The organism is Iodobacter fluviatilis, assembly GCF_004194535.1.
Classification (GTDB): domain Bacteria; phylum Pseudomonadota; class Gammaproteobacteria; order Burkholderiales; family Chitinibacteraceae; genus Iodobacter; species Iodobacter fluviatilis_A.
In genome coordinates this window covers 2,758,709-2,782,256 of sequence record NZ_CP025781.1, presented here as the reverse complement: position 1 = coordinate 2,782,256, position 23,548 = coordinate 2,758,709, and the positions used below count along the sequence as shown (strand labels likewise).

The 23,548-nt window shown below is 48.1% G+C and carries 15 protein-coding genes; 5 read left to right on the top strand and 10 right to left on the bottom strand.

Annotated elements, in window-relative coordinates; genetic code table 11:
• Positions 1–245: 245 nt before the first annotated feature.
• From C1H71_RS12375 to C1H71_RS12355, 5 genes are all read right to left on the bottom strand, one after another.
• Positions 246–1,559, bottom strand: a complete 1,314-nt coding sequence (locus C1H71_RS12375) for a sodium-dependent transporter (RefSeq protein WP_130106815.1) — start codon at positions 1,557–1,559, stop codon at positions 246–248.
• 237 nt (positions 1,560–1,796) lie between these two features.
• Positions 1,797–3,110, bottom strand: a complete 1,314-nt coding sequence (locus tag C1H71_RS12370; protein WP_130106814.1) for a sodium-dependent transporter — start codon at positions 3,108–3,110, stop codon at positions 1,797–1,799.
• A gap of 460 nt (positions 3,111–3,570) precedes the next feature.
• Positions 3,571–4,887 (bottom strand): sodium-dependent transporter, encoded by a 1,317-nt coding sequence (locus C1H71_RS12365; RefSeq protein WP_130106813.1) that lies wholly within the window; start codon positions 4,885–4,887, stop codon positions 3,571–3,573.
• 631 nt (positions 4,888–5,518) lie between these two features.
• A complete protein-coding gene (locus C1H71_RS12360) occupies positions 5,519–8,293 on the bottom strand; it encodes a collagenase (RefSeq protein ID WP_130106812.1) in 2,775 nt (924 codons plus the stop codon).
• Between the two features lie 276 nt (positions 8,294–8,569).
• A complete protein-coding gene (locus C1H71_RS12355; RefSeq protein ID WP_130106811.1) occupies positions 8,570–9,052 on the bottom strand; it encodes a HutD/Ves family protein in 483 nt (160 codons plus the stop codon).
• Positions 9,053–9,167: 115 nt separating this feature from the next.
• Here C1H71_RS12355 and C1H71_RS12350 point away from each other — a divergent pair, with 115 nt between their 5' ends.
• Positions 9,168–9,512: a YkgJ family cysteine cluster protein gene (locus tag C1H71_RS12350; protein WP_130106810.1), complete on the top strand. Its 345-nt coding sequence runs from the start codon at positions 9,168–9,170 to the stop codon at positions 9,510–9,512.
• A 282-nt stretch (positions 9,513–9,794) separates the two neighbouring features.
• Here C1H71_RS12350 and C1H71_RS12345 read toward each other — a convergent pair whose 3' ends face one another.
• Complete coding sequence (locus C1H71_RS12345) at positions 9,795–10,004, bottom strand: DUF2061 domain-containing protein (protein WP_130106809.1); 210 nt, start codon at positions 10,002–10,004, stop codon at positions 9,795–9,797.
• Between the two features lie 206 nt (positions 10,005–10,210).
• Between C1H71_RS12345 and sbcD the strand changes: the two genes are divergently transcribed.
• The 3 genes from sbcD to C1H71_RS12330 all read left to right on the top strand — a co-directional run bounded on the left by sbcD (position 10,211) and on the right by C1H71_RS12330 (position 15,583).
• Positions 10,211–11,422 (top strand): exonuclease subunit SbcD, encoded by a 1,212-nt coding sequence (gene sbcD / locus C1H71_RS12340; protein WP_130106808.1) that lies wholly within the window; start codon positions 10,211–10,213, stop codon positions 11,420–11,422.
• Positions 11,419–14,829, top strand: coding sequence for an exonuclease subunit SbcC (gene sbcC / locus C1H71_RS12335; protein WP_130106807.1), 3,411 nt, complete (start codon positions 11,419–11,421; stop codon positions 14,827–14,829). Before sbcD ends, sbcC begins: the two co-directional genes overlap by 4 nt.
• A gap of 427 nt (positions 14,830–15,256) precedes the next feature.
• The gene (locus C1H71_RS12330) at positions 15,257–15,583 is read left to right on the top strand and encodes an FKBP-type peptidyl-prolyl cis-trans isomerase (protein WP_262488455.1); all 327 of its coding nucleotides are present in this window, start codon (positions 15,257–15,259) and stop codon (positions 15,581–15,583) included.
• Positions 15,584–15,671: 88 nt separating this feature from the next.
• Here C1H71_RS12330 and aceK read toward each other — a convergent pair whose 3' ends face one another.
• The 3 genes from aceK to C1H71_RS12315 form a co-directional block, all read right to left on the bottom strand.
• Positions 15,672–17,456 carry a bifunctional isocitrate dehydrogenase kinase/phosphatase gene (gene aceK, locus C1H71_RS12325; RefSeq protein ID WP_262488285.1) on the bottom strand — a complete coding sequence of 595 codons (1,785 nt, stop codon included), beginning with the start codon at positions 17,454–17,456 and terminating at the stop codon, positions 15,672–15,674.
• A 233-nt stretch (positions 17,457–17,689) separates the two neighbouring features.
• Positions 17,690–18,868, bottom strand: coding sequence for an acetyl-CoA C-acetyltransferase (locus tag C1H71_RS12320; protein WP_130106805.1), 1,179 nt, complete (start codon positions 18,866–18,868; stop codon positions 17,690–17,692).
• A gap of 177 nt (positions 18,869–19,045) precedes the next feature.
• Complete coding sequence (locus C1H71_RS12315) at positions 19,046–20,767, bottom strand: PHA/PHB synthase family protein (RefSeq protein ID WP_130106804.1); 1,722 nt, start codon at positions 20,765–20,767, stop codon at positions 19,046–19,048.
• Positions 20,768–21,010: 243 nt separating this feature from the next.
• Here C1H71_RS12315 and pbpG point away from each other — a divergent pair, with 243 nt between their 5' ends.
• Complete coding sequence (gene pbpG, locus C1H71_RS12310; RefSeq protein ID WP_130106803.1) at positions 21,011–22,084, top strand: D-alanyl-D-alanine endopeptidase; 1,074 nt, start codon at positions 21,011–21,013, stop codon at positions 22,082–22,084.
• A gap of 67 nt (positions 22,085–22,151) precedes the next feature.
• On the opposite strand, the gene apbC is transcribed toward pbpG, so the two are convergent.
• On the bottom strand, positions 22,152–23,243 hold the full coding sequence (apbC, locus tag C1H71_RS12305; protein ID WP_130106802.1) for an iron-sulfur cluster carrier protein ApbC: 1,092 nt from the start codon (positions 23,241–23,243) through the stop codon (positions 22,152–22,154).
• Between the last annotated feature and the right edge of the window lie 305 nt (positions 23,244–23,548).

Sequence of the window (23,548 nt, the reverse complement as noted above, 5' to 3'; positions counted from 1 at the left end):
AAACCAGACTGCTCAAAATTTAATCAGCAAAAAAAATCATCATCAGAACAAAGACTTACCCAACTTACCCACAGAGCACTCACAGCCTTGTGCCTGTGGAACGGGGATAAACGGTAAGGCTCATTCAAATCGTCACTCCCGAGTGCTTCTATTGGGAATCAAGTGGCTCTGCTGGATCCCCGACCAATGCATTCGGGGATGACGACATATCAACGTGGGCAATGAATATGCAGCAAGCCACTCGTTTATAGGTTGTAAACCAAGATCAAAGCAATCAATGCCGGTGCAACGATGCGGCACATCCACTTCATTCCCCAGTTTAAAACAGGGCTGAGCTCTAGCTCAGCTTCGATCACGGGCCAGATTTTCCAGCCTGCAAACAGCACCGTGCCGATACCGCCCAAGGGCAGCAGGATGTTGGATGCGCTGTAATCCATGAGCTCAAACACATTGCGGCCAAACCATTTGTATTCGCCTAGCACGCCAAACGAGAGCGAGGCAGGAATACCGGCCAAAAACACCAAGAGGGTAATCACGCCGGTGGTGGCTTTACGGGGCAGATTCCATTCATCAATCGGATACACCGCAATCAGCTCCAGTAAAGAAACCGAGGATGTCAGGGCCGCTACTAGCAGCAGCGCAAAGAACGCCACCGCAAAAAATTGACCAAAAGGTAAATGGTTAAACACCACGGGCATGGTCATATAAGTAAGGCCTGGGCCTGCTGCTGCGTCTAAACCAAAAGCAGTAATGGCAGGAAAAATCATCAGGCCTGCCAAAATAGAGGTCAAAGTGGTTAAGCCCGTTACCCACATCGCCGCATTGGTCAGCTTTACATCACGCCCAAGGTAGGAACCATAAGCCAGCATGCAGCCCGCCCCTACTGATAATGAAAAGAACGCTAGGCCCAGCGCATCGACCAGCATTTTTGAATTCACTTTAGAGAAATCTGGTGCTAAAAACGCCAACACGCCCGCCCCTGCGCCAGGCAAGGTTAAGGAGCGAGCAATCAGCGCCAGCATCAACAAAAATAACGCTGGCATTAAAATTTTACCCGCACGCTCAATGCCCTTTTGAATGCCAGACATCACTACGATAAGAGTAAGAAGCGCAAACAGAGCGTGGGTGACAATGGGTTCAACAGGGCTAGAAACATACTGGCCAAACAAAGCGCCCAAGGCCTTGGGATCATTACTCATGACACGGCCATCAAGGGCACGCAGCAGATAACCGATGGTCCAGCCGCCAACCACGCTATAAAAAGAAAATACAACCAGCCCACACAACACGCCGATATAGCCAACGGCCGACCAGCCTTTGCCACCCAACTTTTTAAACGCCCCTACAGCACCACAAGCCGCAGCACGGCCAATGGCTATTTCAGCCAGTATTAGCGAAATGCCAAGGGTAAAAGTAATGAGCACAAAAATCAGCAAAAACGCACCGCCGCCGTTCATTGCGGTAACGTAAGGAAACTTCCAGATTGAGCCCAAACCGACTGTTGCCCCAGCGGAGGCAAGAATAAAGCCGAGCTTAGAGCTCCATTGCGAACGAGACATGCGCTATTCCTAGTAGCAGCAAATGGGCCTGTGCCATTTGCTAAATTATTCTGCCACCGAATACGCGAGCTAAAATAAAGGCCGCCCTTTCGGCGGCCCCATAGATCAACGGTGCCGCTTTAATTAAAAACGCCATCAGCCAGTGAAGGAATTGATCTTATATATATATTCATGCTTTAAAGAATGCCCTGTAAGGGATGAGCAGGTCAAGCAGTAATTTTGCGTTGCAACAAGCTTCTAGATATTTTTTACTAGCACAGTGGTAATCAGCACCGGCGCAAGATATCGACAGGTAATCAGCCAAGCTTGTCTTTTCCAGCCTTGCAAGCCCACTTCATCCACCAGCGAATCGCCTTTCCACCCCGCCAGTAATGCCAAGCCAATGCCACCAACAGGCATAGCTAAATTGGATACAAAGTAATCCATCGCATCAAAAATGCTTTTGCCAAAGATGCGCACATCAGACCAGATACCAAACGACCACGATGCCGGTATACCGCATAAGAATACCGCCAAGGCAATACCAATCAACACCCAGCGACGCGGTAGTTTTAGATCGTCAACAAACCAGATGGCAATCAGCTCCAGCATCGCCACCGATGACGACAAAGCAGCCATAGCCAGCAAAGCAAAAAAGGCAATTGCAAAACCCTGCCCAAAGGGTAGATGCATAAACACCACGGGCATGGTCATAAAGGTCAGCCCCGGCCCAGCAGCGGGGTTTAAACCAAAGGCCGCCACAGCAGGGAAAATCATCAGCCCAGCTAACAGCGCAATCATTACCGCCAAAAACACCACCCACAGCGATGCAGAAAGAATCTCTTCGCTGGAATGCATATAAGAGCCATACGCCACCATCGCCCCCACGCCTAAAGACAGCGAGAAAAACGCCAACCCCAAGGCTTCCACTACCATCGAAGGATTTACGCGGCTCCAATCTGGCGCTAAAAACTGCACCACACCCGCCCATGCACCCGGCAGCGTTAATGAGCGCAGCATCAAAATCAGCATAATCATAAACAGCGCAGGCATCAGTACTTTGCCAGCCCGCTCGATGCCTTTCTCAATCCCGCCCAGCACAATGCCTAAAGTTGCTAGCGTAAACAGCGCGTGGGTAAGCAAGGGCTTGATTGGATCAGATACAAAGCTGCCAAACATCGCTTCTAATGCCTTAGGGTCGGCACTCAGGATGCTGCCATCGATGGCCTTACCCAGATAAGCAAAAGTCCAGCCGCCCACCACGCTATAAAATGAAAACAGTACAAAACCTGCAATCACTCCGAGCAGGCCCAAAAGCGCCCAAGGCTTGCCACCCATCTTTTTAAACGCGCCCACCGCACCATTGGCCGCGGAGCGCCCCAAGGCAATCTCGGCCATCATCAGTGCCAAGCCTAAGGTAAAGCTAAAGATCAGGAATAACAGTAGGAAAGCCCCACCACCATTCATTGCGGTGACATAAGGGAACTTCCAGATCGCCCCCAGCCCAATGGCCGAGCCAGCCGCCGCCAGAATAAAGCCCAAACGCGAGCCCCAAGCATTACGTGTAGTCATAAAACATCCTGCGTGTTTTTAATAAATGAGCCCGTGGGGCACGATGCAAATCTAAAACAAGGCTTTATTAGTTTAGTGCCTTCGGCACGGTGATTTTGGAGCGGTAGCCACCGCGGGGGCCTTCCTTTCTTGCGCGGCCAAGAAACGAAGCCAAAGAAGGCCGCCCCACGAAACACGAAGACCCCTTCGCTGCGGACAATCGAGTCGGCGGCGGGCGGGATTGGCTCGCTGCCTCGCTCCCAAGCGATCCCCCGCCCCGCTTGCTCCTCGCTACGGCGTGTTTCAAGGGGACTCTTAAGCTCCCTGCAATGAGCCGGAATGTCCCCAACTGGGGCTAAGATTGAAAGTACTTAAAAACAAAAAAATGAACTCAACTCAAAAAGGTTTTTCTCCGTGAAACTCCGTGTTCTCTGTGATCTCCGTGGTTCAAGATTTGGGTTTTAGAGTTTGCAAATAAGGCTCAAAGATTCTTCACCAAAATCACCGCAATCGATAAAGGCGCGACTACGCGGCAGCTCCATTTCAGGCCGAAGAGTGCCAAGCCGGATAGGCCAGAATGCTCTTCCAATAGTGGCCATACGCGCCAGCCTGCGAAGAGCGCCACACCGATTCCGCCTAGCGGCATCATCACATTGGAGACGCTGTAATCCATCAGGTCAAAAATGGTTTTGCCGAAGAATTTCACGTCAGCCCAAGGCCCAAAAGACAGCGATGCGGGAATACCGCAGAGGAATACCGCCAATGAGAGCGCCAGAATCACTTTGCGCCGTGGCAGTTTGTATTCATCCAAAAATAACGTAGCGATTAATTCCAGCATCGATACCGATGACGTCAGCGCGGCCACTGAGAGCAGGGCAAAAAAAGCAATCGCAAAGATTTGACCGAAAGGCAGGCTAGCAAACACCACCGGCATGGTCATAAAGGTCAGGCCCGGGCCAGCGCTTGGGTCAAGATTAAAGGCAAACAGCGCGGGGAAAATCATCAGCCCAGCTAAAATCGCCACGGTACACGAAAGCCCCACCACCCAAGCCGCCGAGTGCAATACCGGTGTTTCTTGCTTCACATAAGAGCCGTAAGCGATCATGCCGCCCGTGCCTAAAGACAGCGAGAAAAACGCGAGACCTAGCGCATCAACTGCCATTGCGGGAGTAAGCTTAGAAAAATCTGGCGCAAAGAAAGCCACCACGCCCTGCCATGCGCCAGGCAGCGTTAAGGATCGGGCGATTAGAATCAGCATGATGATAAACAGGCCCGGCATCAGCAATTTGCTGGCGCGCTCAATGCCTTTTTCGATGCCACCAATCACAATACCCAGCGTCACCAGTACAAATACACCGTGGGTCAGAATCGGCCAGTAAGGATTAGATACATAATGCTCGAAAGTATCTTTAAGCACCTTGGTATCGGTAGTCAGCACCGAGCCATCCATGGCCAGCGCAAGATAAGCCAAAGTCCAGCCGCCCACCACGCTGTAAAAGCTGTAGAGCACAAAACCTGCAAAAATCCCCATCATGCCGATCAACGGCCAAGATTTACCCGCCAGCTTACGAAACATCCCTACCGGCCCAGTTTGCGCACTACGGCCCAGCGTAAACTCCACCACCATTTGGGCCAAGCCCAGCGTAAAACTAAAAAACAGAAAAAGCAGCAAAAACACGCCACCGCCATTCATAGCGGTAACGTAAGGGAATTTCCAAATGGCCCCAAGGCCAATGGCCGAGCCTGCCGCAGCAAGCACAAATCCCAGCTTTGAGCCCCAATTAGAGCGAGTAGTCATGGTGTGGTCCTTTTTTTTGTAAACACAAGAACCAACAAAGTAGGCTGGCCAGAATGCAACAAGGCCGCCTAATTTGGCGGCCTTAGATGGTTCAATCTGTGTGCTTTAGATGAACGCTACCCATCGGGCTGCCAGTGAGCAAGCCAGATAATTATAAGAATAAGCGCGGTTCAGTATCATCATAGTGGGCGCATAGTCAGCTTTGCAGCGCACTGTTGTCAAGCACCCTAGGGCGAGTGGGGGCACAACTACCACGCCTGCTAGCTGCGATTAAATGCTTAATCGCCAAGGCAAAAAATGGGCAATAAATCTAATATTTACAATTACTTATCTTTTTAACTGGCGATTTAAAATCATTTTTTTGCGATTAACTGATCTGCCATCACCGGCTATTTATGGTAATAAAACCCAGTACAAATACGGCAGTGCAGCAGGATAACACCCCTGCTGCACCGATCTAGCTAGCAGCCTGTCGGACTTAGCATCAGTCAGCTGCAAAATCACCTGATCGGCCTATATTTCACCAAATTTTTGACCAATAACTCGTTATTGGCGCTGCAAATCCGGCAAAATCTGGTCTCGACCATGCGATTTTTCGCTTCGACCGTCTAAGTCCGACAGGACTGCTAGTTTATGCGGCAGCCCAGCAAGCTTCTTCACTTTGATTCACGGGTTTTGCATCCAGCACCACACGGATATCTTTAAATTGCGTACCGCGCTGCAGGCGAACGGTAATGCTGTCTGCGAGCCCTGGCACATCGGCATCGCGGCGGTAGGTGAAACTGCCATATTCAGCAAAATTAATCCGCCCCAGCTTGGCTGAATTCACCAGCACAAAACGATCTACCGGCTGATTCGCCTCCAGCGTGACACGCAAGCAGCGGCCAGTATTGCTATAGCGGGTTTTTAATAAGGCCAGTGTTGATGGCGGCTGGGTAGGCAAAGGACTTGGCCGTGCAGTAGGCACCGTAGTTGGGCGCACTGTTGGGGTAGGAGCCGATGTCGGCACAGCCGTTGGGCGAGCAGTGGGCTGTGGTGTTGGCACAGCCGTTGGCTTGACTGGTGGCGGCGTGACCGGGATGCCAGTTGGCGCTGGCGTGACGGTGTTATCGACTGCCAGCGGGCCTTCACAACGTAAGGCCGCACGATGCGTATCCAGCTGATAATCGCTGGCAAAGCAATTCAGCGCAATAAAGTTATTGGCTTTACCTTGCAAATTAATGAGTGCTTTATTTAGCAGGGTATCGCTTTCTTGATGAGCGGCCGTCAATGTGGAGGCACGAATGGCTGTAAAGCCTGTGCATTCAAAACGGCGCAGCTCGCTATCTGAACCACTTGCCCAGTTACGACAACTTAGTGGCAGCTCTCTAGCAATATAGTTCTGAATCAGCGCAGGGTTTGCAAGCTGCCACTCAGATTGAGGCAGCCAATCTTTACCTTTCAACGTTGAAGTGTCACCCAATTGTCCAGCACGCTGTAATGTAACCTGCTGGTCTACAAAGGTTTTAAAGCGAGCGCCTAAAGCCATATCAGCGCCAAGACGTTTCACCAGTGCATCAAAGCCTTTAACATCATCATTACGTAATTGCTGTAACACCTCAGCCAAAATACCCGGCTCATTGCGGTGTAAAAAGTAAAACCATAAGGCCGAATGACTATAAAAATCCCAGCCATCGCTATAGCTAGAACGCATAATTTGCGCTGGTGTTTGATAGCTGGCAGGCCAATTGTTAGCCACCACATCCACCACATGGCCACGTACTTTAATGCCCTCGCGCGAGGTACTCCACGCCATAAACTCAGCAAAGCCTTCGTCATACCAAGGCATACGGCGGCTATCACGGGAAAATTCACCTGTGCCCCACATGCCCGGCTGAATAAAGCGGCCGGATAAATAATGCACATATTCGTGGCGAACCAACTCTTCTAAAGACAACGTGCTTTCTTGGCTGGTGCGCTGGTAGGTGTAAAAGGTTGCTCCGTTTTCAATATAAATGCCGCCGTTATCGGTGGATAAGCCATTGAGCAAGCCCTGAAATTTACCGTAATCTGCCTTTGTGCCATACACCACCATCCGTAAACGTGGGTTCGGATCATTTTTAACTGGCTCGCTTACTCCGCTTACGCGTTTTAACTGCGCCTCGACCTGCTTCATGGCGTAGTAAAGCGGCTCAACCTCATCACGGGTCAGTGGTGTTTCAAACACCAAATTGCCATTATCAAACTGCCAGCGGTTAGGAAACAGCTTGGTTTTTAGCTCGGCTTCAGCATTACAAAGGTTGTAGCGATCACAGGGCACCTTGGCGATAGTTTTAAGCACGTATGCCGCCTCAGCCCACGCCGCCGAGAATCGTTCCGCATTTAGGTATAAGGCCACAGCAGGCTCGGCCAGCAACTTGGTTTTGGGGTAAAGCATAAAGCGCCCAGTTTCACGCAACGTATTTAAAAACATCTGCTCGTCTTTAAATGCACCACGGCCTTGGCGTAATAAAGCAACAAGGCTTTTCACTAGGCTATCGAGCTGGCCTGCCGCAACTTGATCCGCAAATCCACTCTGCCCATGCAGATTAAACAAGGTGGTTTGCATAGGATGCAAAGCGTATTGAGCATAGCTTTGTTTAAACTGCCCCTGATAGCGGCTAAAAAAAGTACTTATTAATGGCAATGCATATTCAGGCTGACGCACCGAATCGGCCAGAATCATAGTTTCGCTAACACTTTGCCGCGCATCATTCTGCCGTTCCCATGCCCCACTGGATTGAGATTCAGCAGGGTTTAACCAGATCGCTGGGTTCTCAGCCAGCGCGCTCACCACCTGCATAACGGGCTGATCAACAGTACGCCCATATTCGCCCACTTCTCTGGCGTGGCTGTACTGGGTGAAATAGCCTGCTTTTAAGAAAGTAGCCAGAGGCCAAAGCCCATTGGGCTTGGCCGGATTCCACTGGCGTGCGCGCAAACGCGCTTCTTTTGCCACAGCCTGCATATTTGCGGCCGAAATAACTGGGTAAGTTGCCGCATCGGCCTCAAAAAGCTTGTTAATACAACGCCCTTCTACCGTCGCCACATAGCTGGCCAGTGCCGCGCCCGATAAAGAAAATAATCGCTGATCACATTGTGCATAAAGCGGCGCTACCGCCGCGCCTTTTTGCAGGGCAGACACCTGCGGATGATCAGGTAATCCTTTTGCCCCAGCCTGTGGCGGCAGGCCAAATGGCTGGCTGGGCTGCTCACCCAGAACAGGGGCATGCTCTGATTTCCCCTGCTGGCTTGCCGCGGGTGGCGGGGCAGATTCTGCCGTGTTTTCGCCTCCCGTTGTCACACATGCAGCCATGATGCTGGCAAGAGCAATCGCCAATACACCAGCCTGCGTACTTCGCTTATTTATTACTTTTTCAATGCGCATAAGTCAGCTCCATTTAATAAAACTTACAAAATTAGAACATCATTATGTACTTATGAATTATTAAAATAAACAAATTTAAATATTCAAGAAAGAGAATTGGAATTAAATAGAAAGTAAATACATTAATTATTGTAAGCAAAATTACTTATCTAATTATTTATTTCAGCGGGTAATCAAATTTATTTAAATCAGTAAAAAAGAGACATACTTCCCCATAAGGCACCAAAAGCCATTCACCCACATCGTCGACGCTTAAAAACAAACTATCCATCGCTTTTAAAACAAACTGCTGCCCCCCTTCTGGCATAAAACAGACTCACCTTCGGCCAAAAATAACAAGCCACTTTCACCCGCAAAAACCCATGTTTGCGGCTCACTAAATAGCTGCTGCTGCAATGTGTGCGTATAGCTACTGCGCCGTGTCATGACATTAAAATCGATCACTTTACCTTGCAACAAGCTTGCATAAACTTGGGTCTCGCCAGCAAAACGCAGCGGCTTTTCTTTCGGCATTAACCGCTGCGGCTCTGCCTTGCCAAATTGCAAGTTCACGCCCTTACCCGCCACTAGCGCCAAGCTGCGATCAATACCTGCAAACTCTGAAAACCCACCATCAACACCTATCGTCGCCATGCTGATACGCCAGTCAAAATCGGCTAAGTCTGCACCCTCAGGGCAAATCGCAATTTCTGAAGTGAGCCCCCCGCCGTTTTTCCACGCTTCTACGGGCAAATCTGAGTGACGCAATACGCTAGCCATACAAAATCCTTATTTAAACCTACATAAAATATCAAAACCTGCCATATTACTGACGCAATGAAAAAGCACAATACAAGAAAACCATCCTAACGCTACTTCGGCGGACTATCTAGCGATGAGTAATGATTGCCAAAGCTGCGGCGCATGCTGCGCTCACTTTCGGGTTTCGTTTTATTGGGGAGAAACTGATTCCGCTCTCGGCGGCACGGTGCCTACCCTGCTTACCATCCCCATCCATTCTATATATGTTGCCATGCGCGGCACCGACCAGCACCCCAGCCACTGCGTTGCATTAATAGGAAAAGTGGGCGAGCAGGTGAGTTGCGGCATCTATGAGCAGCGCTCAAGCACGTGTAAAGAAGTCATTGCTGGGGATGAGCAATGCAATAAAGCGAGGCGAGCTTACAATCTGGGCCCGATTATTAATCCGCCGCAGGAAGAAGCCGAAATACTTTGCTAATGTGTAAAACAAAACCCAAATCTTGAGCTACGGTGGCCATAGAGGACACAGCGCTTCGCAAAAAAAGCCTTAGATAGGCAACGAAAGTTGTACGCCTACACAAACGTCCTTTCTACCACCCAACGCTTAGTACCTATTGACGTTTCATTCACACTTTGCCAAATCACGGAGGCAGCCCATTACGCGAGTTTTCAGTAAATATCAGGGCTTGATTTCCTCAGAAAATCTATTTAAAAACAGCATCTCATAAGCTACGCACCTCAGAGTAGCAGCCATCCGCGGCTATGACACTACATGCTTACCTTGCGGATGTTTACTGCGCCGCAGTCGGTAAGCATCCCATGCTTTTTCATGAAAAAAATAGGCAACGGTATTGACCATAGGCTCAATTAAGGCCAGAAAACCAGCCATGCCGATACTGCCTGTGATCAGATAGGCCACACTAAAAGCGACGCTAAAGTGCACCATCGCAAAAGTAATTGTTTTAGTCATGATTCAATCCTATTCGGTCAATTGATTTTATTATCAAATGATATTTGCTCTCATTTAAAAATGCCATTTGAATCTCAGTAAGGCATCTATAGCAAAAAACTATCGAATCTCGCCGCCGGTGGTTTTTACTTATTTGAATAAGAACAAGACGGCCATCCCGCCTGCCTGCATAATCCCCTTATACTGACTCCATTCTTTCCTACTTCATGAAAATTTTACATACATCTGACTGGCATCTTGGCCAGCATTTTATGGGCAAGACGCGCCAAGCTGAGCATCAGGCTTTTTTAGACTGGCTGCTGGCTAGCGCGATCACCCACAATGCCGATGCTATTTTGGTGGCTGGAGATATTTTTGATACCGGCTCGCCGCCCAGCTATGCCCGTGTGCTTTACAACCACTTTATTGTGGCCCTCAGCAAAACAGGCACGAGGCTGATTATTCTGGGTGGGAATCATGACTCGGTAGCCACTTTAGGCGAAAGCAAATCACTCTTGGCCGAGCTCAATACTTGCGTGATCCCTGGCGTGGCGGTGGATGCTAGCGAGCAGGTTTTATTGCTCAAGCAAAAAGACGGCAGCGCTGGAGCAATGTTATGTGCGATTCCCTTTATCCGTGCGCGCGATGTGCAGCAAAGCGTGGCGGGACAAAGTAGCGATGAAAAGCAGCTTAGCTTGCAAGACGGTATTTTTCAGCACTACCAAGCACTCTACCAGCGGGCATTGGAGATGCGAAATGAGCTTGGGTTGCCAATGTTGCCCATCATCGCAACCGGCCATCTCACCACGGTTGGCGCAAGCGCCAGTGAATCGGTGCGTGAGATTTATGTTGGCGCGCTGGAAGCCTTCCCCACCAGTGCTTTTCCACCTGCTGACTATATTGCGCTGGGGCATATTCATCGCCCGCAAAAAGTCGGTGGCTTTGAGCATATCCGCTACTGCGGCTCGCCGATTCCTCTGAGCTTTGATGAAGCAAAACAGGCCAAAGAAGTGCTGCTGGTCAGCTTCAATCATGAGGGCCTGCAAGCGGTTGAGCCACTCGCCATCCCTCGTTCTCAGCAGCTCATCTCCTTACGCGGTAATCTGACTGAGCTGGAATCCGCCATCAGCGCACTCGCAAAAGGCGAATCCATCTGGCTAGAAGTGCTGGTCAGCAGCGATGATTACCTTAGCGACTTACAAAGCCGTATAAAAGAGCTGACTAAAGACACGCAGATAGAAGTGCTGCGCATCCGCAGAGAACGCGGCAATGTGGCCAGCACTTGGCAAGCGGACAGCAAGGAAACGCTAGCTGAGCTAAGTCCCGCCGATGTATTTGCCCAGCGCATCGCCAGCGAAAAAATCGAAGCGCCACTCTTGATCGAGCTGGAAAAACGCTATGCACAAACCGTCACCTTATTGCAGGAGGGCAAGGCATGAAGCTGCTTAGCCTGCGTTTAAAAAATCTGAATTCTTTAAAAGGCGAGTGGAAAATCGACTTCACCGCCGCGCCCTTTAAAGATAACGGCCTATTTGCCATTACCGGCCCCACCGGCGCGGGTAAAACCACCTTGCTGGATGCCATCTGCCTAGCGCTTTATCACCAAACCCCGCGCATGAGCAGTATTTCGGCCAGCAGCAATGAGCTGATGACCCGCCACACCAGCGATTGCCTTGCAGAAGTAGAGTTTGAAGTGAAAGGCAGCCGCTACCGCGCTTTCTGGAGCCAACGCCGTGCGCGTAATCTGGCAAGCGGCGCATTGCAAGCACCAAGAGTGGAGCTGGCGGATGCCACTGGCCTGATCTTGAGCGATAAGATTAATGAAAAGCTCAAACTCACCGAGGTTCTGACCGGCCTTGATTTTGGCCGCTTTACCAAATCCATGTTGCTAGCTCAGGGTGGTTTTGCGGCCTTTTTAAATGCTGCAGCCAACGAGCGTGCCGAGCTTTTAGAAGAGCTAACCGGCACCGATATTTACGGGCAGATTTCGCAATCGGTATTCGAGCAAACCCGCAGCAGCAAGCAAGCGCTCGACCAGCTGCGCGCCAAGGCTTCCGGTGTCGAGCTACTTAGCGAAGAGCAGCGCAGTGACTTACATACGCAAACGATTGACTTAGCCCAGACCGAACAAACGCTGCAAAGCCAATTAAGCCAGGTGCAAATTAATCGCCAATGGCGTGAAGCACTGAGTAAAGCCAATAGCCAACACGCTGACGCTCAATCTCGCCAGCAAGCAGCCCTTGCCGCACTTGCCAGCGCCCAGCCGCAGCTGGATCAGCTAGCCCGAAGCGAGCCAGCGGCAAAACTGCAAGTGCCTTACAGCGCGTTAAGCCTAGCCACAGAGGCACTCACCCGCACAGAGCAAGAGCAGCAGCAGCTAACAGCACAGCAAGGCCGCGCACTTGAGATACACCGAGCCAAGCTCTGGCAAGCGCAGCAACTGGCTACGCAACTCAGCCAGCAGAGCCGCACCCAGCTTGGCCAAACCCAGGCAGCGCAGAGTAAATTAATCAGCACCCAGCGCCCTGAGCACGCAAAACTGGGCGAGCAACTGGTAGGCTGGCGAGCACAGTTTAAAGACCTAAATACGCAAGCAAGCGAAATCAGCAGGCTAACAACAGAGATTAAACAGCAAGATATTCAGTCGCTGATTGAGCAGCAAGCAGCACTTAGGCTAAGCGTCGATAGCAATCAAGCAACAAATCAGACGGCCCTGCAGGCAGAAAACACCGCGCAAGCGGCATGGCAGGCCCTTCTGGCTGGCAAAGACGAGGCTGCTTTTTGGGAGCAAAAACAAAGCTTACTTGCGCGAAGCGTAGATATCGCTAAGCTGGCCGAGTTGGAAATCGGCAGACAAAAAACACAGCAACAGTCAGGCGATCTGGCGGTGGCAATCAACGAAAAACAAGCATTATTAGGTCAAAAAGAACTGGCACTGGCAACGCTCAGGCTGACGTTTAGCGATTTAAAACAGCAGGTCAGCGATAAGAAAAAACTACTAGAGCAAGAACAACGCATTCAAGGCTTGGAAGAATATCGCAAGCAATTGCAAGCCCATGAAGCCTGCCCGCTCTGCGGGTCTCTTAAGCATCCGGCCATTCATGATTACCAAGCACTGAATGTTTCTGCCACTGCCGCCGCACTAGATGCCAAACAGGCGGAGCTGGAAAAGCTTACCGAAGAGGGACAGGCGCTCAAGCTTGATCTCACCAAGTTAGAAGCAGAAATCAGCACGCTGGAATCTCAGCAGCAAAGACATTTAGCCCTAGTCGCAGAGCAGCTTGAGCAGTGGAATCTGCTCTGCAACAAGCTATCGACTGCGGCCCCTGATTTAGCCGCATTGAGCCAGCAGCACAGCGCCGCCTTGCAAGCTGCAGAAGCCGCCTTAAACCAGCTAGCGCAGAATAAGGCGCAGCTTGAGCAAGCACAAAAAGTAAGGCTCGCCACGGATAAAGCACTGAGCGATAGCCAGCAAGCTTTGCAATTGCTGACGCAAAAGCTGGAAAACGCCCAAGCCCATCTAAAAGATTTAAGCCAAAGACTGGGCAAGCTGGCTGAGCATTTTGCCACCCAAAGCGAGCTGCTGCGGCTCTCATTGCCCGATCAAGAACTTCCCACTGACAGCCACGCTTGGCTAGGAACGCAAGAATCCCTATGGCAAAGCTGGCAGGCCGCGCAGCAACAATTGCAACAACTGGCACAAGATTTAATCATTCAGCAGCAAGCCGTCAATGCCGCTAAACAGGTAGAAAACACCAGGCAACAATGCTGGCAGGAAACGGGTGCAGCCTCGCAAGCGGCACTGGCTGACTCCCACCAGCCCGAAGCCGATTTAGCCGCATGCACCGCACAGATCAGCAGCCTGCAAGAGCAAATAAGCCAGCAAAAGGGGCGAGAAATCACCCTACAAAAACGCAGGCAAGAGCATGAGGAGCAGCAGCAAAGCGCCAGCAGTGCATGGCAGAGCACGCTGGCTGCCAGCCCTTTTGCAGATGAAGCCGCATATATAGCCGCACGCTTGGAAGACGATCAGCGCAATGCCTTAAGCGCGCTCAAACAGCAGCTCGATAATTCGCTGATCAGCGCCAACACCCTGCTCAGCAGCGCGGAACAAATTTTAGCGCCGCTGCAGGCAGAGGCCAAAACAGCACTTGAAATCCCTGAGCTGAATGAGCAACTGGCCAGCCTCAGCGCAGAAATCACCCAGCTGGCCCAGCGCCAAGGGGAAATTCGTGGGGCATTGCAGGGTGACGATGCAAGGCGCAGTGGCCAGTCGGCGCTGTTTGATGAAATTGCGGCCAAGAGTGTGGATTACGACTACTGGCAGCATCTCAACAGCCTGATTGGCTCAGCCGATGGTGCAAAATATCGCAAGTTTGCACAAGGCTTAACGCTGGATCATCTGATTCATCTGGCAAACCGTCAGTTGGAGCGCCTACATGGCCGCTACCAGCTGATGCGAAAAAGCACAGGTGAGCTGGAACTGGGAATTATCGATACCTGGCAAGGCGATGTGGCGCGAGACACCAAAACATTATCTGGCGGCGAAAGTTTTCTAGTCAGCCTAGCGCTGGCCTTAGCGCTGTCTGACTTGGTCAGCCACAAGACATCGATTGACTCGCTATTTTTAGATGAAGGATTTGGCACGCTAGACGGCGAAACCCTAGAAATCGCCCTCGACGCGCTCGATCAGCTTAATGCCAGCGGCAAAATGATAGGCATCATCAGCCATGTAGAAGCCCTAAAAGAGCGTATTCCCGTGCAATTAAAAATCTATAAATCATCAGGATTAGGCATAAGCACATTAGATAAGCAATATGCCTGTGCTGGTGAAACGTTGAAATAATCTAGGATGGGCATGGGAATGTCATTTAAACCACTAAACGCGGCAGTAATTTAGCCTAAAAAGGCGGCTAGCTAATTCACCCCAATCAGTGAAATTTTATTCTTTGATACAATACTTAAATAATATAAGTCAGGCATGCTAATAAAAGAATTCATTAATATTTTTACTTATTTTTGATTATTAAATGCCAGGATAGGCGCAACTTAATGTCTATATGTATTTGTTCATTAACCGCCCTTCCAAACCCAATTTACTTACAATAAATAGTATTTATGGACGTGTTATAATTTATGCACAGTAAACTTAGGAAGCTTAATAAATGAAATCTCGCTTATTCTGTATTGCCTTAGGCATTGCAAGCTTGAATGGCTTCGCACACGCAGCCCCAGCAGCGGCGCTTGCTACTGCCCCAAGCAAACTTGAGCAAATCGATGTAAAAGTAGGTAACGGCAAAGAAGCTGTTGCGGGTAGCACGGTTACAGTGCATTACAGCGGCTGGCTTTTTGACGCTAAGGCAGAGAAACAACACGGCACAATGTTTGATAGCTCGGTTGGCAAAAGCCCCTTTAGCTTTCCACTGGGTGCAAAACGCGTTATCAAAGGCTGGGATGCAGGTGTAGCAGGAATGAAAATTGGCGGTAAGCGAACGCTGATCATCCCTGCTGATCTGGCTTATGGTACACGCGGTGCTGGTGATGTCATTCCGCCAAATACCCCGCTGGTGTTTGATGTTGAATTGCTTGATGTGAAATAAAGAGCTTAGCTCATTTTATTTTCACACCACGAAATACACCCAAACGCTTTTGTTTGTGTGTATTTCGTGATTAACATAAATCAATCATTTATGATTTATTTGGGAAACGTTTAGCAAAGCGCTCTTCCTGCGGATAAGGAAAAAAATCTTCAATAAAGCCCTGCTTGATCCGATCTTTTGCATGCTGCCAAAAGCGCACCGTAAGTAGGTCTGCGTGATGCTTCATAAATGCTTTTTTGACATCATCCCTGCCTAATAGAAAAATGCCAAATTCTTCGGGATACACTTCATTGGGATTACCGCTAAACCAAGTATCGCTGCTCATTTCAAACTCTGGAGCAGGTGGTGGTGGAATACGGCGGAAATCACAATCGGTCATATATTCAATTTCATCGTAATCATAAAATACCACTCGCCCTTCTCGAGTTACCCCAAAATTTTTAAAGAGCATATCGCCAGGAAAAATATTAGCAATGGCCAATTCACGCAAGGCATTACCATAATCTTCAATTACTGCATTGATTTCATCATCACGGCGTTTTTCGATAAAGATATTCAGTGGGATCATGCGCCTTTCAATATATAAATGTCGCAAAATTACTTTATCATCCGTTTCTTCTAAAATAGACGGGGCCAGCTTTCTAATTTCTACCAATAATTCTTCATTAAAGCGCTCTTTAGGCAGCGCCACATCAGAGAACTCTAGCGAATCGGCCATACGCCCAACCCGATCATGCTGTTTAACTAATAAATATTTGGCTTTAACAATACTGCGATCCACTTCTTTTGGCGGGGCAATAATATCTTTAATAATTTTAAAAACAAAGGGAAACGATGGCAGAGTAAATACAATCATCACCATGCCTTTGGTACCCGGTGCAAACACAAATGAATCGGTGGAGTGGCGCAAATGATGAACCAACTCACGGTAAAACATGGTTTTACCTTGCTTACCTAAGCCCAGCATGGTGTAAAGCTCGGCCCGTGATTTATCTGGCATCAGTTTTTGTAAATAACGCACATAGGCAGATGGCACTTCCATATCCACTAAGAAATAAGCTCGGGATAAGGAAAACAAATGGCTGATTTGCCAAGGCTCAAATAAAGCTGCATCTAAAAATAATTGCCCTTCTGCATCACGGCAAAGCGGTAAAGCAAAAGGGATTTCTAAATCTTCATGTATCGCTTTACCAATAATATAAACCGCCTTATTACGATAAAATGGCGAAGCTAAAACTTGAATTTGAGTATTTAAAGCAAATTCTGGCCAACGACCTAAGAATTTATGCAAAGAAGAGAGTAAACGATGTACATCTCTGGTTAAATTAACAAAAGGCAACTCTAAATTAAAATCCGTAAACATTTTTGCCAAAGTTGCATTTAGCCCCGTTTGGATTGGATAATAACTGCGATAAATAGGCGGCTCTGATTCGATATATTCAGTTGATACTGCGGGACGATAAAATATAAAATCATTATGAAAATAAGTGCGATGTAAAATACGGCAACATACTGAATTAAAAAAAGTTTCTGCCAGCTCTGGCTGCTGATGATTAATCAACAAGCCAATAAAATAAAGTTTAACTTTTGACCAAATAGCATCAGGCAAGCTATCGGCATTAAAATCCAACTTAAGACGCTCTGCGGTTTCAATCACCCGTAAATCATAAAATGCGATCCGATCACGCACTTCTGCACGCTGTGCGTGAAAATCGCCATTTTTAAAATGTGTTCTAGCCTTGCGGCTTGATTCTCTAAATAAGCGATAGTGCCAATCAAAGCCTTCTTGCAAAGCCAAGGCAATTGCGGCAACTTCCCAGTGATCTGGATTTGGGAAATCCAAGCTAGACTCTAATTTAACACTGGTCATCATTTTTTCCTTTAAAAACAAACAGAAACAAGACATTAACGCTTGTCATCAGCTGCTTATTTATAGACAAAATACGGCCCTACTTTGCAAATTAGAATAAATTAAATTTGTTTAATACTAAACGCTTAAGCAAGATACAGCGCCCTGCTGATTGCCCCTATGGGAAATTATAAAAATCCTCGGCAAAAAAAAGCCCTCGATCTGAGGGCTTTGCTTAAGGATTTAATTGCCGAGCATTAACGCTCTACGGCTAAAGCCACCCCCATACCGCCACCAATACATAGTGTAGCTAAACCTTTTTTAGAATCACGACGTTGCATTTCATGCAATAGCGTTACCAAAATACGGCAGCCTGAGGCACCAATTGGATGGCCCAAAGCAATTGCACCACCATTAACGTTTACTTTATTAGTATCCCACTTTAATTCACGCGCTACGCCTAAAGCCTGCGCCGCAAAAGCTTCATTGGCTTCAATTAAATCGAAATCATCAATGCTCCAGCCCAAACGTGCTAATACGCGCTGAGTGGCTGGCACTGGGCCCATACCCATAATGGTTGGGTCTACACCCGCGGAAGCGGCAGCACGAATCGTTGCCAGTGGCGTAAGGCCTAGCTCTTTAGCCTTAGCAGCGCTCATTAACATTACCGCAGCAGCGCCATCGTTAATGCCCGATGCATTACCTGCAGTTACCGTGCCTTCTTTATCGAAGGCAGCGCGTAATTTGGCTAAAGATTCGGTGGTTGTAGCGGGTTTGATAAATTCATCTTGATCAAACACGATAGGATCGCCTTTCTTTTGAGGGATCAGCACTGGGAAAATTTCATCAGCAAAACGGCCAGATTCTTGTGCTGCTGCTGCTTTCATTTGTGAAGACAGCGCTAATGCATCTTGCTCTTCACGCGTAATGCCGTATTTTTTAGCGATGTTTTCTGCCGTAACACCCATATGGTAGTTATTGTAAGCATCGGTTAAACCGTCATACACCATGGTATCGACAAGTGCGGCATTACCCATGCGAAAACCATCACGGCTGCCTGGTAAAATATGGGCCGATGCCGACATATTTTCTTGCCCGCCCGCAATAACAATCTCGCTCTCACCCGATAAAATAGCTTGCATACCTAGTGCTACGGCTTTAAGGCCAGAACCACACACTTGGTTAATGGTTAATGCAGGAATGGAATCGGGTAACCCCGCACGGCGCAGCGCTTGGCGAGCAGGATTTTGACCTAGGCCTGCGGTCAGCACATTACCTAAAATTACTTCGCTGATTTGATCTGCTGCAACGCCGGTTTTTGCAAGCAAACCACGAATTACGGTCGCACCTAACTCTGCAGCCGGCACTTTGGCTAGGCCTCCGCCAAAATTTCCTAAAGCAGTACGGCCAGCAGCAACAATCACGATCTCAGTCATGCGGTAGTTCCCTTAAAAAGGCTGTATCAAGAGTCGGCTTAAATACCCTCGGCACGATGGCGGTAGAGGGTATTTAAGCCTGTCAGTGGCAAGATGCCGATCAACATACAAATTAAAGCGTGTAAAACCTAACAAGATATCTAATAAGTTCTGACTAAATAATAAATGAGCAATCGCTTACTCTAAACGCTCTTTCACATAACGACCAGGCGCAGGTTCAATCGGTTTAAATGCCGCATTGCCATGTGTTTTAGGCGCTGCAACTTGCTCCCCTGAAAAGGGAATCAGCCATTGGCTCCAATCTTGCCACCAGCTACCTGGGCGAGATTCTGCCCCATTCAGCCAAGCCTCTGAATCCCCCGATAAATCTTCATTTACCCAGTAATTACGCTTATTGGCTTTTACCGGATTAATCGCGCCTGCGATATGGCCTGAAGCCCCAAGTACATAGCGTAGTGGACCTTTGAAAATACGGGTGCTTAAATAGGCAGATTGCCAAGGCACAATATGATCTTCGCGCGCAGCAAAGATATAAGTAGGTGCAGTAATCGTGGTTAAATCAATAGGCACCCCACAAAGGCTGAATGAATTAGGCTTTGTAAGATTGTTTTCTAAATACATATTGCGTAGGAAAAAAGTGTGCATCGGCAAAGCCAAATTCGCCGAATCATTATTCCAATAGAGTAAATCAAACGGTGCTGGTGTTTTACCCTTTAGATAATTATTAACCACGTAGTTCCAAATTAAATCATTTGAACGCAAGGCCGAAAAGGTGCGAGATAGCTCTTTGCCACCAATCACACCACCTTCGCTTAACAGTGCTTCACGTTTGCGAATCAGATTCCAATCAATAAAGTGCTTGATATCGCCAGGCTCAGTGTGATCGATCATCACGGTCATTAAAGTAACCGATTCGATCCAATCTAAACCACGCGATTGCATCACAGGCATAGAGGTAGACACTAATTCGCCACCAATGCAGAAAGACAGCACATTGATTTTTTCGGACTTGCCAATCTTGCGCACCACATCACAAGCGCTAATTACCCCATTTTCAACGTAATCATCCCACTCTAAGTGCCCCATCTCTGGCGTCACTGATTTCCAAGAAACCAAGAAGGTTTTAAAACCTTGGCTCACGGCGTAGGCCACTAAGGAATTATCAGGCTGCAAATCCATAATGTAGAACTTGTTTACACAAGGAGGAACAATCAACAAAGGGCGAGAATAAACTTGAGAAGTAGCGGGGGTGTATTGCAATAATTGGAACAATTCGTTTTCAAAAACGACTTGCCCTGGGCTGATACCAAGATTTTTGCCGACCTCAAATTGAGATTCGTCAGTCATGGTGATTGTGCCTTTTTGCATATCCGCCATTAACTTTTTCATACCTTCCTGCAGACTTTCACCTTTACTTTCTAAAGCCAGTTTCATGACCTCTGGATTGGTAAAAGCAAAGTTTGCTGGGCTCATCGCATCGACATATTGACGAGTAAAGAAACTCATTTTTTCGCGTGCGGCGTCGTCCGTATTGGCTTGGTCTACTAGCTGTAATAACCAGCGCGAGGTAACCAAATAATTTTGTTTAATGTAATCAAATAGTGGCTGTTCCCACTCTGGCGCATTAAAACGCCGATCACCTTTATCAGGAACTGCAACGGACGCCTTTTCTTTGGCACCAATTAAGCCCAGCCATAAATCGAGCTGCTGCTGATAGAAATCACCATTCTGAGCTAAAAAAGGATTGCTTTGCGTTAATCCAGACATCATCTGATGCATTGGAGCTAGCTCGGCGGCAGGTTCGCCTGGTTGAGCCAGATTTACCCAGCTTTGCAACAGTTTCTGGTTGGTGTCAGTAAGCTGCTTGAAAAATTCATCCATCGGTTTGTTATTAAACATCGGTTTTCTCCGAAAGCAACTCGAAAGGAACACCATTCTAGCAAGTTATTGCTGCGGTGCAACAACAAACTTGCCGCAAAAAGACAAAATCACTTAAAAATACTCTAATCCGATTTCTATCAAATCCTACCGTACTATTTGATTTAACATGACATTTTTAAATTCATTGCGTAAAATAAAACTACAATTATGAAGGATGGTAGTGTGATGTTTTGCTGTCCTTAGCCTTCGGAGTCTTATCTCATGCTGTACCGCATATTCTCTTGCTGCACCCTCGTTGCAGCGCTTGGCCTGATCGTGCCGGCCACTGCGGCGGCAAATACGGGTCATAAATCGGCTACAAAATCGTCGATCTCTAAAACCTCAAATCACAGCGCTAAAGCTAAACCTTCAGCGAAAAATAAGTCAGCCAAGGCAAAAACGTCTAAACCGGCGGCTAAAACATCAAAAACAGCCAAATCAAGCAATAAGCAGATCACCAACCGCGCCATTGCCAACGCGCGCAAAGATGTCACTATTTCTCGTACTTTAGCCATGTCCACCACACTTGATAACCCTGGCGTGCAATCCACGGGCGTATTGGTGCTTAATGAGCAAAGTGGCGAAATTATGTTTGAGAAAAATGCTGATGCGGTCACGCCTATCGCATCCATTACAAAACTAATGACAGCAATGGTAACGCTGGATGCGCAATTGCCATTAAATGAATTACTGACGATTAGCCAAGCGGATGTTGATACGCTAAAAAACACCACTTCGCGTCTAACGGTGGGCACCACCCTAACCCGTGGCGAATTACTGCTTTTAGCACTCATGGCTTCTGAAAATCGCGCGGCCGCGGCTTTAGCACGCACTTTCCCATCGGGCCAAGCTACTTTTATTCGTAAAATGAATGAAAAAGCCCAATCGCTTGGCATGCGTACTAGCCGTTTTTATGATTCAACCGGCCTAACGCCAAGCAATGTCTCAACCCCGCGCGAATTAGCTTTAATGGTCAAAGCCGCACATCACTATCCAGAAATTCACGACTTCACCACTAGCAGTGAATACAGCTTTATTTCTAGCCAAACCGGCAGAAACTTGGCATTTCACAACACCAATCCACTGGTCAAAGCAGAAGACTGGACTATCGGCGTGTCCAAAACTGGGTTTATTAATGAGGCTGGCCGTTGCTTGGTGATGCAAGCCACCATTGATGGCACACCTGTGGTCATTGTTTTACTCGATTCAAATGGTAAATACACCCGTATTGGTGATGCACAGCGTGTACGTAAATGGATTGAAACCACCTCAGCGAGCAAATTACGCGCTGGTTAATACTTGATATTCTGCCCATAAAAAAGCCCGACATGGTCAGTCGGGCTTTTCTATATCTGAAGAGTAATTAAGTGTTTTTCTGAATCACAATCTTTGGAAACTTGCTGGAGAAGTCTTGTGACTTAGCGCCAATTTTTACCGCTACTTTGCGTGCAATAGATTTATATAGCCCAGCAATTTTGCCATTTGGATCAGCCACTACCGATGGCTTACCAGCATCGGCATTTAGGCGAATCGACAAATCCAACGGCAACTGGCCTAACAATTCAATTCCGTAGTCAGCACCCATTTTTGCCCCACCGCCCTCACCAAAAATAGGTTCGGCATGACCACATTGGCTACAAATATGCATGCTCATGTTTTCAACTAAGCCTAAAATCGGCACGCCTACTTTCTCAAACATTTTAATGCCCTTACGTGCATCCAGCAGGGCAATATCTTGTGGTGTGGTTACAATCACCGCGCCAGTTACGGGTACTTTCTGGCTTAGAGTCAGCTGAATATCACCCGTGCCAGGTGGCAAATCAATCACCAAATAATCTAGCTCGCCCCACATGGTTTCATTCAAAAGCTGGGTCAAAGCTTGAGTGACCATTGGACCGCGCCACACCATAGGCTGCTCGGTATCAATTAAAAATCCAATCGACATCGTTTTAATGCCGTGATTTTCAATCGGTAAAATATATTTATTCTCTACAGCTTCAGGTTTTTGATCAGCAACGCCCATCATGGTTGGCTGCGATGGGCCATAGATATCTGCATCTAATAGCCCCACGCTCGCGCCTTCTGCCGCCAGCGCCAAGGCCAAATTAACCGCCGTGGTTGATTTGCCCACCCCCCCCTTGCCACTAGCCACCGCAATAATATTTTTAATGCCTTTTTGCAATGGCAAACCACGCTGCGCAGCATGAGCCACGATATGACTCGATACAGAGGCCTGGGCCGATTTCACCCCATCTACCGCCAATAAAGCTTGCTCTACTTGGCTTTTAATTGCAGAAAATTGGCTAGCCGCTGGATAAGCAAGCTCAATATTAAGGCTTACCGCACCCTGATCAGACTTTAAATTCTTAATACACTTAGCCGAAACATAATCGCGGCCCGTATTTGGGTCTATTTGAATAGCAAGTGCGGCAAGGAGGAGCTCGGTAGCGGGCATGGCAGATATTCCAGTGGTCTTGCTAAATAGGCGATTAAGAAATGTCATATTGGGTAGGATACGATAAATAATAAGGATGCTTCCCCCAATAGATTGGGATGATAAGGGCAAATTCAAGTTACCTAAAGCCAGACTTTATTTAAGCACCTTCTTTGTAAAAAGAAGCAGATAAGCTGCATCGCTCTACTAACCATATTCAGCTACAGCACGGCCGATCCTATCACTAGCAGATTAAAGCTGCCCACGTACCCAAATAGCGAAAGGGACAGTCTGAGCAGGCCCATTCGCTATTTATGCCACACAGT